Source organism: Dactylosporangium sp. NPDC000521, from assembly GCF_042898305.1.
GTDB lineage: Bacteria > Actinomycetota > Actinomycetes > Mycobacteriales > Micromonosporaceae > Dactylosporangium.
Map to the genome: position 1 here is coordinate 879,183 of NZ_JBIAYW010000001.1, position 14,663 is coordinate 893,845.

Sequence of the window (14,663 nt, forward strand, 5' to 3'; positions counted from 1 at the left end):
TCCAACCCCCTTACGCTTCGGCCGGTGCGTCGGCCGCGTCCGCGGGTGCGTTCGGCGTCAGTGCCCGTACCCGCACGAGGACCTCGTCAACCTGTTTGATGCGGGCGCGCAGCGCTTCCCGTTCCGTGTTCAGCGCCGCCTTGCGCTTCGCGCGTTCCGCCTTGTCCTCCGCGAGGGACTTGTCGATGTTGGCGATGTGCGCGTCGAGCTGCTTGAGCCGCCGTTCGATCGCCTCGTCGAGGGCGAGGGTCAGCGCGTACTGCAGGTCCGTGAACCGGTGCATGATCTCGTCGGACAGCGCGGCCCGGGCTTCGCCGAGGACCTCCCGCAGCCAGGTGCGGGTCTGCTGCTTGTCGGTCATGCTCTTCCGCTTGAAGATCATGTACGCGCCGGCGGCGAGGCCGAGGCCGATACCGATGACGGGGATGACGAGCCCGGCACCGGCGACGCCGGCGAGACCGATCGCGCCGGCACCGGCCATCGCGCCGCGGCCGGCCATCATCGCCATACCGGCCGACGACATGACGACCATGGCGCCGTCGCCGCCGCCGCCGTCCCGGCGGGGTTTCGTGCCGAGCGCGTGCCGCAGCTTCGCGTTGAGCTGCCGCAGCACGTGCTGCAGCTCGTTGGGGTGGAACACCTGCGCGAGGACCCGCTCACCGACCTTGCGGAACCGGAACTCCAGGTCGTGGGAGAGGCGCACCGACAGCGCGTACAGGGCCTTGTCGACCTCCGCGGGCAGCTCGCTGATGTCGCTGCGGCCCCCCTTGTCGATCTTCTCCATGAACTGTTCCTGCAGCTGCGTCATGTACGAGCGCAGCCTGGTGGTCGCCTCGACGCGGGCCCGCTGCGTCTCGGTGGACAGGGCGAGGGACCACTGCCGGGACTCGGTGCGTTTGCGGGTCGCGACCTGCGCGCGTTCCTCCTTGGCCCGTTCGGCGTCCTTCGGGTCCGGGTCGGTCGCCTTCATCCGGTCGCCGAGCTCCTGGTCGATGCGGATGTACTCGGACCGCACGGACCGCAGCACGTTCGCCTGCTGCAGCAGGTGCCCCTTCTTCGCCAGGTCGATCAGCGCGTGCTGCAGCTCCGCGATCCGCGACTCGCGGATCAGCTCCCCCGCGGACTCCTTCGGCAGTGTCATCGCCAGCTCCGCGAGCCGCGCGGACACCGGGAACCAGGGCGCGGACCCGAACCGGGGCGCGTGCGTCTGCAGCTGCCCCTTGTTGTCGGCGAGGATCGTGCGCCACCCCGGGTACGCGTCGACCTTCGTCAACGCGAACAGCACGAAGTTGACCTTCTTGCTGGCCTCGATGAGGAAGTTCATCTCCGGCTTGGAGAACGGTGAGGACGAGTCGACGACGAACAGCAGCGCGGTGGCGCGTTCGACGGCGTCCATCGCGACCTCGGCGTGCATCGAGTCGAGGCCGCCGGTGCCGGGCGTGTCGGTCAGCGTCAGGTACTGCAGCAGCGGCGCCGAGTGGTGCACCTCGATCCGCCGCGGCGGGCGCATCCCGTCGGGGAGCCGGCCGAGGACGGTGCCCCAGTCGCGCAGGTCACCGAGGTTGATCGGGATCGGGTCCTCCCGGCCCGGCACGTACGCGCGGGCGCCGTGCTGCGGGTTGTGGGTGAACTCCAGGTAGGAGGCGGTGGCGACGGCCGCGTCGACCGGCGACAGGTTCGGCACGCCCATCAGCATGTTCGTGAGGCTGCTCTTGCCGCGTTTCGTCTCACCGACCACGACGATGCGGGGCCGCTGCACTTCGCGGCGGCGTTCGGTGTCGACGTCCGCGGCCGCGTCCGGGTCGATCTTGCGCAGGTAGGCGAGGGACCCGTCGACGCCGGCCTTCAGCAGCTTGCCGAGCGCCGCCTCGGGGCTCGGGGGTTTCGGCTTGCCGTTCGCGGGAGGCGCCGCGTTCTCGGTCGACGTCATCGTGGCTGCTCCCTGTGCTGGTTGTTCTGCGGGACGGTCGGGTGGGCGCCGGTCGGCCCGCCCGGGTTCCGGGCCGCCTGGTACACGGTGACGATCGGGGCGCGCAGCACCCGCCCGTCCCGGTCGAGGTAGCCGGGGACCTCGACGGCGGCGATCGACCCGATCAGCGCCGGGTCGTTGCTGGGGGCGGCGCCGCCGGCTTCGTGGTGTGCCGGGTCGAACCGGACCCCGGTCGGTTCGAGGGTGGTGACGCCGGCCTCCTGCAGGGCGGCGCCGAGCCGGTCGCCGAGCGCTTTGGACGTGACCCGGTCCCGGACGTAGATGCACGCCTGCACCAGCGCCCGCCGGTCCTGGTCGGCGGGTCCGGCACCGTTGGGGACGGCGACGGGGACCTGCACCTGCCGGGGGCCGCGGGAGGACAGCAGCAGGAGCAGCAGCAGCGCCGCACCGACGAGCAACGCCCCGACGAACGCGGTCGCCGCCGCGGTCACCCCGAACGTCTCCCGGGTCGTGCACGCCGGGGTCGCTGCCTGCACGACCTGCGCCGCGTGGGTCGTCGGCTGCTGTTTCGGCGGCTGCTCGGGGGCGCCACCGCCGCCGCCGATGGAGTCACCGATGCCGGCGCCGCCGTTCGCGGTCGTCGGCGCCGGCGGCGGCGCGGTCGTGGCGGCCGTCTGCGCCGGCACCGCCGGGCAGTCGGGGCCGCCGCTGAGCAGACCGGTCGCGACGCCGGTGAGCACGGCGACGATCAGGGCAACAGCCACGGCGACGAGGCGCAGGCTGTTGTTGGACGAGAGCATTCCCGGCTCCTGGGGGTAGGTGCCTTCAGTTGACACGGGCTTGGCCACGGATACGTTGGGACAGCAGGTAGAAGCCGCGGTGCGCGACGAGCGCGACCCGCGACTGGGACGGGCTGGCACCGGCGACGGCGTAGGCGCGCCAGCGGGTCGCGGCGTCCAACGCGGCGCGGACCATCTGGTCACGGTCGGAGCCCTGCAGGTTCAGGATCCAGCCGGGGTCGTTGGACAGGGCGAGGCGGGTCAGTTCGCCTTCCATCTGGTCGGGCAGGTCCACGGCGCCGGTCGTGACGAGCTGCGCGACTTCGAGCAGGCGCAGCCGGTGCGACTCCGGCTGCTGCAGGACCCGTTCGATCGCGTCGCGGAGCAGTTCCCGGTCGTGGGGCCGTTCGGCGTGGCTGGCGATCTTCTCCAGGCTCGACAGCGCCCACCCGGCCTTGATCGCGTCGGTGCGCCACCGGAACGCGTGGTCGAGGGTCTGCCGCAGCCGCGGGAACCCGGACGCCTGGAACAGCATCCGGACGAGCTCACCGGTGGCGAGGTTCGGCTTGTTCACCAGCTGCGCGATCGCGAACGAGATCCCGTACAGGTCCAGCAGCCGCAGCAGCCGCTCCCGCGACTCGCGGGTGATGCCGCATTCACGGGTCGTGAACAGGTCGACGGAGGCGAGCAGCACGGTCCGTTCGCCCTGCGGGAGCGCGGCGAGCTGCCGCAGCGCCTCGCAGTCCGCCGCGGTCAGCCGGCCGGCTTCGGTCGTCTCGGCGAGCAGCCCGACCACGGGGACGACGTCGGACACCACCCGGCGCAGCACCTTCGACTGGTCGCCGGCGAGCGGCGCGACGATCGGCCACGGGTCCTGCCCGCCGCCGGCGAGCTTGTCGACCTTGTTGAACAGGCCGAGGGAGTTGATCGGGTTGCTGGACAGCCGGGCGGAGATCGACCGGAACGCCTCCAGCGCCTGCACGTCGTCCTCACGCACCGACTGCGTGAACACGTAGATGATCGCTTCCGCGCCGGACAGGGCGCCGGCGGAGTCGGAGTCGAGGTCGTCGTCGATCGGCGCCTCGGAGAACAGGAACCGGCGTGCCTGGTCCGACACGGCCGTGTTCGCGCTGGACAGGCCGGGCGTGTCGACGACGGTGAGGTCCCGCAGGTGGTCGCTGGTGAGGGTCACGTCCACGTACGCGACCTCGTGGCGGGCGACGCCGAGCCGCTGCGGGATCATGCCGGCCTCGTCCAGCGGCAGGCTGACCCGGGCGCCGTTGCGTTTCACGACGTCGACCCGGTCGGACGTGCCGTACCGGAACTGGGTCACGATGCGGGTGCACTCGCCGACCTCGGTCGGGGCGACCCGGCGGCCGATGAGCGCGTTGACGAGCGTCGACTTGCCCGATTTGAGCCGGCCCGCGATCGCGACCCGCAGCGGCTCACCGAGCCGCCGGCGCACGTCGACGACCTGTGCCTGGGCGCCGCCGCCGAGCCGGTTGCCGACCTCGGCGCACAGGTCCGCGACCCGGGAGCTGAGTGGTCCTGGAGCCACGCCCGTCAGCCCTGGACCACGGTGCGGCCGGGCACGAGCCCTGAACCGGGCGCGGATACGTCGCCGGGGAGACTGATCACCGACTGCGCGAGGCCGGTGTGTTCAGCCAGAATGCCGACGTACCCTCGGGGTTCCAAGGGGTGGTCCTCGCTCATTACTCGCTCCCGGGTGGAATCAGAACCGTCATGTCACGCACGTACGGCACACACATTACGAATATCCTGCGCGCGCAGGATCCCATGTTCGTGCCACGAATGGAGGCGAGAAGTGCCTGAGGCACCGACTGACGAGCCAGTCGCCGGTGTACCGGCCGCGATCCCGGCTGCGGTGCCGGCCGGGATGTCGGCTGGGCGGGCGACGGTGGGTGCCGCCGTGTGGCCGCCCGCCGACCTGGTCGCGGCGGCGGTCGACGCCCTGCGTAACCCCGGTCTGGTGGTCATCGCGGGCGCGCCCGGCACGGGCCGCTCCACGGTGCTGAAACGGCTCGGTGAGACGTTCCGCGGCACCGTGTTCGCCGGTGGTGCCCTCGCGATGCTGCGTGGTGTGCCCGCGTTGCCGCTGTCACGGGCGGTGCGGGTGCGACTGCCGTCACATGAGGCGCCGCTGCTCGCCGAGGCCGTCCGTTCCCGGGTCCGTCACGGTCTGCTGCTGCTCGACGACCTGCAGTGGGCGGATCCGTTGACGGTGGCGGCGTTGCCCGCGATCGCCGAGCACTGTCGGATAGCCGTCACGTTACGTACGCCGCACCGGCTGCCCGGCGACGCCGAACAGGTCCTGCGGGCCGCGGCTGCTGCGTGGCTGAACGTGCCGGCGATGCCCGCGGACGCCGCCGCCGCGCTCGTCAGGCAGATCGCGCCCGGCGCCACCACCGCCGTCGTCGCCGACGTCGTGCGCCGCGCCGGTGGGGTCCCGCTCGCCGTGACCGCGATCGCGAAGCACGTCGCGCAGGGCGGCACCCCCCTCGACTCCGACAAGGGTCTCGCGTACACGGTCGCCGGTGCCCTCGCCGACCTCAACCGTCCCGCCCGCACCGCGATGGCCGCGCTCGGCCTGCTCGGCCGGCCGGTCACCGCGACCGTCCTCGGTGAGGGCATCACGGAGCTCACCGCGACCGGTCTCGTCGAGGTCGACGCCGCCGGGATCGCCGCGCCCGTGTCCCCGTACACGGCGGAGGTCGCCGCCGGTCTCCTCGAGCCTGCGGAGCGGGTCGCGTTGCACCGGCGGCTCGCCGGTCTGGTCCCGCCGCGGGAGGCGGCCCGGCATCTCGCCGCCGCCGGCGCGCACAGCGACGCGTACCAGGTCGCGGTCCGCGCCGCCCGGACGGCCGCGTCGACGGGTGAACGCGCGGAGCTGCTGCTGCTCGCCTGTGACCTGCCCGGTGTGACCCCGGCCGCGGACGTGCGCCTGGACGCGGCCCGGGCGGCGCTCGCCGCCGGCCGGCCCGGCTCGTGCCTGCGGGTCCTGCCCGCCGACGCCGTCGCCGACCCCGCGGTCGGGGCGGTCGGCGCCGTCCTGCGCGGTGAGGCCCTGCTGCAGCAGGGCAACGCCGTGGCCGCCGCAGACGCCGTCACCACCGTCGGCGACGGCGAACCCGGTGAGGTCGTCAGCGCCCGCGACCGGATCCGGCTCCTCGCGACCCTGGCCCGGGACCCGGACGCGGCGCTGACCCGCGCCGAGGAGCTGCTGCACGTCCACGGTGACGCGCCCGCCCATCCGGGGCTGCGGGCGGCGATCGCCGCCGTCCGCGCCGGCACCCGCCGCCCCGGCTGGGAGTACGGTCTCGCGTCGGCGGCGTCCGCGGCCGGGCAGGCCGGTGACGTCCTCGCCGCCCGCTGGTCGGCGTGGCTGCTCGTGGAGACCCTCACCGCCGACGCCAGGCTCACCGAGGCGTCCAGCGCCGCCGCCGCGGCGGCCGCGGCGTGCGCCGGTGACCTCGCCTACTCGTGGCAGACCCGGTTCATCGCCGCGCAGCTGTGGTGCGACGCGCTGCGCGGCGACGAGATCGACGAGGTCGTCCGCCGTGCCGGTGACCTCACCGACCGGACCCTCCCGGCGGTCGCCCGCGGCTACGCGGTCGCCGCCGCCAGCCTCGCCGAGGCCGACGGCGGGCTCCTCGCGCCCGCGCGGGCGCGGCTGGACGCGCTCACCGGCCGTCCGTCGTCGACCGGGCCGGTCCTGGACTGGGTGACGCGGGAGGCGGCGTGGCTGGACGGGCAGCCGGACCATGCGATCGGCCGCGCCGGTGACGTGCCCGCGCCGCCGCTCGTGGACGGGCTGCGCCGCATCACCGCCCGGTGGGCCGCGTACGACGCCGGCGACACGGCGTTCGACGGAGGGTTCGGCGGCGTGTCCGGCAGCGGTGACCGGCCCCTCGCCGCGGTCGCGACGACCCTGGACGCGTGGAAGGCCCCGGACCTGTTCGCCACCGCCGCAGCCGCCTGGCACGACCTCGCCCGCCGGGAGGAGGTCCGGTGCCTGCTCGCCCAGGGCACCCTCGAGGAGGACGCGGAACGGGCCGTGCCGCCGCTGCTGGAGGCCGAACGGCTCGCCGAGGAGGCCGGGCTCGTCGTGCTGCTCGGCCGGACCCGCCGGGCGTTGCGCCGCCACGCGATCCGCCGCGACACCCGCGGCCGCCGCGCCGGCGACGACCTCACCGACCGGGAACGTGACGTGCTGCGGCTCGTCGCGAACGGCGAACCGACCCGCCGGATCGCCGGGCAGCTCGGCATCTCCCGGGAGACCGTGGAAACCCACATCCGCTCCGGCATGCGGAAACTCGGCGCCCGCACCCGCACCGAAGCCGCCGCACTCGCAATCGAGGAACTTGGATGAGTATCGGTGTGCTCTTGTGCGGTGCCGCCCACGCACCGCATCGTTGGCGGATGACACCCGCTGCACCGCCCCGACCGGCCGGCCACGCGACTGGTCACGCGACTGGTCACGTGAACGGTCAGGGCCGCTGATGGCGGGCGACCCCGCTCACGCACCCCGCTACGTCGTCGCGTCCGGCGGCGACGCCACCACCGTGCTGCGCCGGCTCGCCCGCGCCGGCTGGAGCACCCGGGAAGGGTTCGCGCTCACCGACCAGGCGTGGGACGTGTCCGACGCGCGGCTCGCCCTCTACGGCCGGGTCGCGGAGGCCGACACCGCCGAGCTGGCGCTGCTCGCCGCGGCCCGCGGCGCCGGGATCGTCGCCATCTGCGACGCCGGCGGCGACATCGGCCGGGCGCTGCTCGCCGACCTCGCCCGGATCGGCCCGGTCAGCACCGACCCGGACGTGGACCTCGGCACCGGCCCCGAACCCGGCACCGGCGGCCCGCAGCTCGCCCCGGAGCAGCGGGCACTGCTGGACCGGCTCGCCGGCGGTGAGACGATCGCGGCCGCCGCCGCGGCGGAGTTCCTGTCGCTGCGGACCGCGAACCGGCGCATCGCGGAGGCCCGGGAGGCGCTCGGGGTCCGCACCACCCGCGAGGCGGTCCTCGCGTACCTGCGGATCAAACGCGAAGGCGGCTGACACCAGCACACACACAGAAGGGCCCGCCACGGACATCCGTGACGGGCCCTCGTTCTGTCGGTCTGCGGGTCAGTTGAACGCGGTCATCAGCAGGATCACGAACAGCACCGCCACGATCACGAGCACGACGACGATGACCGCGACCCAGTTCCGCTCGCCCTCGTCCGGCTGCGGCGCGGGCGCCGGCGCCGGGCGGGTCACCTGCGGCGGGAACGGACCCGGCCGCGCCGGCTGCTGCTGGACCGGCGCCGGCGACACCGGCGGACGGAACGGCTGCTGCTGCACGGGCGGCGGTGCCTGCCGCGTCAGCTGCACCGGAGGCTGCTGGACCGGCGGCTGCTGCCGCACCAACTGCACGGGCGGCGGTGCCTGCCGCGTCAGCTGCACCGGCGGCTGCTGCCGGACGAGCTGCACCGGCGGCGGCTGCATCGGCGGGCGGTTCATCCCCGGGGACACCGGCACCGCCGACACCGGCCGCTGCTGCTGAGGCTGCTGCGGCGGCGGAGGCGTCGTCGTGCGTGGCATCCCGGACGCGCGGGCCGGCGCCGACGGCGCCCCGATGCACAACGCGCCCTCCACGACGACGGTCTCCGGCTGCTCCAGGGTCGTCGGCGCCACCCCCAGCTCCGTGTGGATCAGGTGCGCCGCGAGCGGGATCCGGGACGACCCGCCGACGAGGAAGATCCCGACGAGGTCCTTCGGCTGCAGCCGCGCGGACTCGATCGCCCGCCGCAGACACGACACGGTCCGCTCCAGGTACGGCTTGACGAGCCCTTCCAGCTCCTCCCGCGTCAGGTGCGCGTCCACCTCCAGCGACGGCAGGTGGATGTCCGTCGACGCGGTCCGCGACAGCATCTCCTTCGCGCCGCGGACGTCCTCGTACAGCAGCCGCCGCTGCCGGCGCGCGTTCGCGTCGGACGGGTTCGCGATCGACGCCCACTTCTGCGCGTGGCTTTCGGAGTACACCTTGCCGAGGTGCTCGACGATCGCGTGGTCGAAGTCGAGGCCACCGACGTCGGGCAGGCCGTCCTCGGCGAGGACCTCGAACCCGGCCTGGGTGCGCCGCACGACGGTCGCGTCGAACGTCCCACCACCGAGGTCGTAGATCGCCAGGGACCGACCGACCGGCACCGCCGACCCGAGGACCGCCGTGAAGTACGACGCGGCACCGACCGGCTCCGCGATCAGCCGCGGGTTGCCGAGCCCGGAGATACGGGCCGCCTCGACCAGCGCCGACCGGCGCCGCTCACCCCACCGCGCCGGGTGCGTCATCCGCACCTCGTCCGGGGCGGCGCCGAGCTGCCGGCGGGCCTCGGTGTTGACCAGCGACAGCACGTGCGCGAACAGTCGCGGCACCGGCATCGGATGGTCACCGATGAACACCTCACCGTCGTCGATGCGACGCTTCGGGTTCGGTTCGAACCGGGCCGGGTCGAGGCGCGCGTTGCGCTCGGCATCCCGGCCGACCAGCACTTTCCCGTCGGTGTTGAAGTACAGAGCAGAGGGCAGCAAAGGAGAACCGTCGAACAGCAGCGGCCGCATCCGAGAGTCCGGGGTCCGGACCATCGCGACCGTGTTCGACGTGCCGAAGTCGATGCCGAGCACGCGCATGTGCGTCACCCTACCCGTACAGATCCACACTCCGCGTCGCCCGGCAAGCCTGCCGACAGTCTCGTGTCAGCACGAGGACAGCAACAGGTAACCCGCCGTTACGCAACCGCACCGGAAGATCACCGCATACTGTCGGCGTGGCCTATCTTGACCTGCCCGGACCGCTCGGATTCGCGCACCGCGGCGGCGCCGCCGCCGGTGACGAGAACACGACAGCGGCGTTCGCCCGCGCCGTCGACCTCGGCTACCGGTACATCGAGACCGACACCCACGCCACCGCCGACGGCGTCCCCGTCGTCTTCCACGACGACACGCTGCACCGCATGCTCGGCCGCCCGGGCCGCGTCGCCGACGTCACCTGGGCCGACCTGGCGTCGGTCCGGGTCGGCGGCGCCGCCGCCGTCCCCCGCCTCGACGACGTCCTCGAGGAATGGCCGGACATCCGGTTCAACATCGACTGCAAGACCGACGCGGCGGTCACCCCGACCGTCGACGCGGTCCGCCGCGCCGGCGCCGAGGACCGGGTGCTGCTCGCGTCGTTCTCCTCGGCCCGACTCACCCGCATCCGCCGCGAAGCCGGCCCGCGCGTGGCGACGTCGGTGGGGATGCGGGAGGTCACCGCCCTGTGGGCCGGGTCCATGACCGGCCGGCCCGTCCGGGTCGCCGGCGGTGTCGTCGCCGTGCAGATCCCGCCCCGGTACGGCCGGCTCACCCTCGCCCGTCCCCGCTTCATCGACTACCTGCACCGCCTCGGCCTGCACGTGCACCTGTGGACGATCGACGACCCCGCACAGATCGGGCACTTCCTGGACCTCGGCGTTGATGGCATCATGACCGATCACATCGAGGTGCTCCGCGACGTCTACCACGCCCGCGGCATCTGGAACCCCGCGTCGTAGGAGAGGCCCCCCGTGTCAGCTGTCGACACACCCGAGGCACCGCAGCTCAGCACGAAACGTGAACGGGTCGGCTGGTACTTCTACGACTGGGCGAACTCCGCGTTCTCCACCACCGTCGTCACCGTGTTCCTCGGCCCGTACCTGACGTCGATCGCGGAGAACGCCGCCGGCTGCGACGGCGACGCCTGCGACACCGCCGTCATCCACCCCCTCGGCATCGCGATCGCCCCCGGCGCATTGTTCCCGTACACGGTGAGCCTGTCGGTGTTCCTGACCGTGTTCGTGCTCCCCGTCGTCGGCGCGATCGCGGACCGCTCCCCCCGCAAGAAGCAGCTCCTCGCCCTGTTCGCCTACATCGGCGCGGCCGCGACCGCCGGCATGCTGTTCCTCACCGGCGACCGGTACCTGCTCGGCGCCGGCCTGTTCCTCACCGCGAACATCGCGTTCGGCGCGTCCGTCGTCGTCTACAACTCGTTCCTGCCGCAGATCTCCTCCGAGGAGGACCGCGACCGCGTGTCCAGCTTCGGCTGGGCGTTCGGGTACCTCGGCGGTGGCCTGCTGCTGCTGATCAACGTCATCGCCGTCCTCCAGAAGGACGCCCTCGGCATGTCCACCGGCGACATCGCCCGGTACAGCATCGTGTCCGCCGGCCTGTGGTGGGCCGGGTTCACCACGATCCCGCTGCTCACCCTCCGCAACCGGCCGCTGCTGGAGGCACCGCCGAAGGGCGTGAACCTCCTCACCGACGGATTCCGGCAGCTGTGGCACACCCTGAAGTCGTTGAAGGCGTACCCGCTCACCCTGTTCTTCCTCGTCGCGTACCTCATCTACAACGACGGCATCCAGACCGTGATCGCCCTCGCATCCCAGTACGGCACGAAAGAGCTCCAGCTGTCCGACGACGTCCTCGTCCCGACGATCCTCATGGTGCAGTTCCTCGCGTTCGCCGGGGCGCTGCTGCTCGGCTGGCTCGCCAACCGGTACGGGGCGTGGAAAACCCTCCTCGGCAGCCTCGTCCTCTGGACGGTGATCATCGTCATCGCGTACTTCCTGCCGGCGAAGCAGCCGCTGCTGTTCGTCGCGCTCGGCGGCGGCATCGGCCTCGTCCTCGGCGGCAGCCAGGCACTGTCCCGGTCGCTGTTCTCGCAGCTGATCCCGAAGGGCCGCGAAGGCGAGTACTTCGGCATCTACGAGATCTCCGACAAGGGCACCAGCTGGCTCGGGCCGCTGCTGTTCGGCCTCGCCTACGACACGACCCGCTCCTACCGGGTCGCGATCATCTCACTGCTGGTGTTCTTCGTCGCCGGGTTCATCGCCCTGCTCGCCGTCCCGATCCGCAAGGCCATCGAACAAGCCGGGAACACCCCACCGGCCCGCCTGTAACCACCCCGCCACCTGCACTACATTCACTTCCGTGCGATTCCGGCTCCTCGGCCCCCTCGCCGTCACCGTCGCCGACCGGCCGGTCGACGTGCCCGGCGGCCGGGACCGGGTGCTGCTGACGATGCTGCTGCTGCACCCGGGCCGGGTCGTCACCGTCGACCAGCTCGTCGACGCCGTCTGGGGCGACACCGCACCGGCGACCGCGCGGGCGCAGCTGCAGACGTGCGTGTCCCGGCTGCGCCGGCTCCTGCCGGACCTGATCCACACCGACACCGCCGGGTACCGCGCCACCGTCACCGACGACGACCTCGACACCGCCACGTTCACCGCGCTCGCCGCCGCCGGCCGTGCCGCCGCCGCGGCCGGGGACCTGCCGGAAGCGAGGACGCGGCTGCGGGCCGCCCTGGACCTGTGGCGCGGCCCGGCACTCGCCGGCGTCGACAGCGCCGCGGTCCGCGCGTACGCGGTCGCGTTCGACGAACGCCGCGACGCCGCCCTGGAGGACTGCGTCGACGTGGAGCTGCGCCTCGGCCTGCACGCGTCGCTGATCGGGCAGCTGACCGGGCTGGTGGAGCAGCACCCGCTGCGGGAACGGCTGACGGGGCAGCTGATGACGGCCCTGACCCGCGCCGGCCGGACCGCGGACGCGCTCGCCGTGTACCGGCGGCTGCGGGACACCCTCGACGACGAGCTGGGCCTGCCGCCGAGCGAGGCGCTGCAGCGCCTCCACGAGGATCTGCTGCGATCCTCTCCGGACGAGGTCCGCGCCGCCGCGCCGCCGCCGGTTCAGCCGGCGGCGGCGCGGCCGTGGACGCTGCCCCGGGACGTCGCCGACTACTCCGGCCGCGACGAGGTCGTCGCCGCCCTCGTCGCCGCCGGTCGTGATCACCGTCGACGGGATGGCCGGCGTCGGCAAGACCAGCCTCGCCGTCCACGTCGCGCACCGCGTCGCCGGCGGCTACCCCGACGGGCGGCTGCTACTGGACCTGCGCGCCCACAGCGACCGGCCGCCGCTGCCACCGCACGAAGCCCTCGGCAGGCTCCTCACCCACCTCGGCGCCGCCCGTATCCCCGACGACCCCGACGACCGCGCCGCCCGGTGGCGCACCGAAACCGCCGGCCGGCGGCTCCTCATCGTCCTCGACGACGCCGCCGACGCCGCGCAGGTGACCCAGCTGCTGCCCGGCGCGTCGGCGTCGCTGGTCATCGTCACCAGCCGGCGCCGCCTCGCCGGCCTCGACGGGGTCCGGCCGGTGTCCCTGGACGTGCTCACCCCGGCCGAGTCGCACCGGCTCATCACCGGGGTCGTCGGTGCCCGGGCCGCCGCCGACCCGGCCGCGACCGCTGACGTCGCCGACCTGTGCGGGCACCTGCCGCTCGCGCTGCGGCTCGCCGCGGCCCGGCTCGCGCACCGCCCGTCGTGGAGCGTCGCCGACCTCGCCGACCGGCTCCGCCGCGCGCACCCCGCCCCCGTCGGCCTCGCCGTCGACGGCCGGTCCCCGCACGCCGCGTTCGAGCTGTCGTACCGGCAGCTGCCGCCGGCCGCGCAGCGGCTGTTCCGGCTCCTCGGCCTGCACCCCGCCGGGGAACTGTCCCTGCGCGCCGCCGCCACGATCGCCGGCACCGACACCGACGTCGCTGAGGACCTGCTCGCCCACCTCGTCGACGCGCACCTGCTCAACGAACCCGTCGCCGGCCGGTTCCGCTTCCACGACCTGCTCCGCGAGTACGCCGCCCACCTCGCCGCGACCGACCCGGAACGTGACCCGGCGATCACCCGGATGCTCGACTTCTACCTGCACACCACCGCCGCCGCGACGAACGTGTGGGAGAACATCCCTGACCGGCACCCGATCGACTTCACCGACGTCGGCCCGCACGTCCCCACATTCACCGGCGTGATCGACACCCGGGCGTGGCTGGACGTCGAATGGGTCAACGTCGCCGCCGTCACGCACCTCGCCGACCGGCTCCACCGGCACCGGCACACCGTCCTGCTCACCCGCGCCCTGTGGGCGTACCTGTTCCGCAACTCGATCAACGACGTGTCCCTGGACCTGCACCGCCGCGCCCTCACCGCCGCCGAAGCCCTCCACGACCCGGACCTCGTCGCGATGGTCCACAACTACCTCGCGTCCGCGCAGGGCCGCAGCGGCCACCTCACCGCCGCCGCCGAGCACCTGCAACGCGTCATCGATGACCCCCGGTGGGGCGCCCGCGCCAATGTGAATCTCGCCCTCGTGTACCTCCACGGCGGCCGGCTGCGCGAGGCCCTCACCCTCACCGAACGGGCCCTCGCCACCAGCGAGGACTGGGAGCAGGTCACCTACCGGTCGACGCCGCTGGCCAGGGTGCTGCGGCTGCTCGGCCGCTACGACGAGTCGGTCCACGTCGCGCAACGGTTCCTCGCCTGGTTCCGCAGCAGCGGCGGTGGCGGCAGCACCTGGCCGGCCGCCGTCGGCGCGATCGAGCTCGGCGCGGCCCGCGCCCGCCAAGGCCGGCACCGGCAGGCGGTGCTGGTGTTGTCCTGGGCGCGGCGGCAGCTCGGCTACGGCACCGGTTCCGGCACCGGCATGGAGATCGAGGCCCGCGCCGTCATGGGCGCCAGCCTCGTCGCCCTCGGCGACCAGGACCGTGGCCTGCAACTGCTGCGCAGCGCGCACGACGACGACCAGCACCTCAACCCGACCACCGCAGGCTTCGCCGGCAACACCTACGGCGAGGTGCTGCGCACGATCGGCCGGCCGGCCGACGCCGAATCCGTCCACGGGTGGGTCCTGGACCAGGCGACCCGCACCCAGCACCGGTACGAACAGGCCCGCGCCCACCGGGGCCTCGGCATGTGCAGCAGTGACCCGGACGTCGCCCGGGAACACCTGACGGAGGCGCTGCGCCTGTTCGACGCGATGGGCACCCCCGAACGGCACGAGGTCCGCGCCACCCTCCAGCGGCTGGGTGGCCCGCCACCGGCCCAGTAGGCTGCCTCCCC

At 73.5% G+C, this 14,663-nt stretch carries 9 protein-coding genes and 1 pseudogene; 6 read left to right on the top strand and 4 right to left on the bottom strand.

The window, feature by feature from the left end; translation table 11 throughout:
- Positions 1 to 10 precede the first annotated feature (10 nt).
- From ACFY3L_RS04195 to ACFY3L_RS04205, 3 genes are read right to left on the bottom strand one after another with little or no spacing between them, the layout of a single operon-like run.
- Positions 11 to 1,930: a dynamin family protein gene (locus tag ACFY3L_RS04195; protein WP_389318528.1), complete on the bottom strand. Its 1,920-nt coding sequence runs from the start codon at positions 1,928 to 1,930 to the stop codon at positions 11 to 13.
- Positions 1,927 to 2,730, bottom strand: a complete 804-nt coding sequence (locus ACFY3L_RS04200) for a nucleotide exchange factor GrpE (protein ID WP_389318530.1) — start codon at positions 2,728 to 2,730, stop codon at positions 1,927 to 1,929. The genes ACFY3L_RS04195 and ACFY3L_RS04200 overlap by 4 nt, the downstream gene beginning before the upstream one ends.
- 25 nt (positions 2,731 to 2,755) lie before the next feature.
- Positions 2,756 to 4,267 carry a dynamin family protein gene (locus ACFY3L_RS04205; protein ID WP_389318532.1) on the bottom strand — a complete coding sequence of 504 codons (1,512 nt, stop codon included), beginning with the start codon at positions 4,265 to 4,267 and terminating at the stop codon, positions 2,756 to 2,758.
- Between the two features lie 267 nt (positions 4,268 to 4,534).
- On the opposite strand from ACFY3L_RS04205, the gene ACFY3L_RS04210 reads away from it, so the two are divergent.
- Positions 4,535 to 7,099: a LuxR C-terminal-related transcriptional regulator gene (locus tag ACFY3L_RS04210; RefSeq protein ID WP_389318534.1), complete on the top strand. Its 2,565-nt coding sequence runs from the start codon at positions 4,535 to 4,537 to the stop codon at positions 7,097 to 7,099.
- 130 nt (positions 7,100 to 7,229) lie between these two features.
- Complete coding sequence (locus ACFY3L_RS04215) at positions 7,230 to 7,781, top strand: LuxR family transcriptional regulator (protein WP_389318536.1); 552 nt, start codon at positions 7,230 to 7,232, stop codon at positions 7,779 to 7,781.
- Between the two features lie 69 nt (positions 7,782 to 7,850).
- Here ACFY3L_RS04215 and ACFY3L_RS04220 read toward each other — a convergent pair whose 3' ends face one another.
- On the bottom strand, positions 7,851 to 9,392 hold the full coding sequence (locus ACFY3L_RS04220) for an Hsp70 family protein (RefSeq protein ID WP_389318538.1): 1,542 nt from the start codon (positions 9,390 to 9,392) through the stop codon (positions 7,851 to 7,853).
- A 137-nt stretch (positions 9,393 to 9,529) separates the two neighbouring features.
- Between ACFY3L_RS04220 and ACFY3L_RS04225 the strand changes: the two genes are divergently transcribed.
- The 4 genes and pseudogenes from ACFY3L_RS04225 (at position 9,530) to ACFY3L_RS04240 (ending at position 14,652) form a co-directional block, all read left to right on the top strand.
- On the top strand, positions 9,530 to 10,291 hold the full coding sequence (locus tag ACFY3L_RS04225) for a glycerophosphodiester phosphodiesterase (RefSeq protein WP_389318539.1): 762 nt from the start codon (positions 9,530 to 9,532) through the stop codon (positions 10,289 to 10,291).
- A 12-nt stretch (positions 10,292 to 10,303) separates the two neighbouring features.
- Complete coding sequence (locus tag ACFY3L_RS04230) at positions 10,304 to 11,674, top strand: MFS transporter (protein ID WP_389318541.1); 1,371 nt, start codon at positions 10,304 to 10,306, stop codon at positions 11,672 to 11,674.
- Positions 11,675 to 11,795: 121 nt separating this feature from the next.
- Positions 11,796 to 12,356, top strand: a pseudogene (locus ACFY3L_RS04235) (BTAD domain-containing putative transcriptional regulator); the annotation flags it as partial.
- Between the two features lie 199 nt (positions 12,357 to 12,555).
- A complete protein-coding gene (locus ACFY3L_RS04240) occupies positions 12,556 to 14,652 on the top strand; it encodes an NB-ARC domain-containing protein (protein WP_389318543.1) in 2,097 nt (698 codons plus the stop codon).
- Positions 14,653 to 14,663 lie beyond the last annotated feature (11 nt).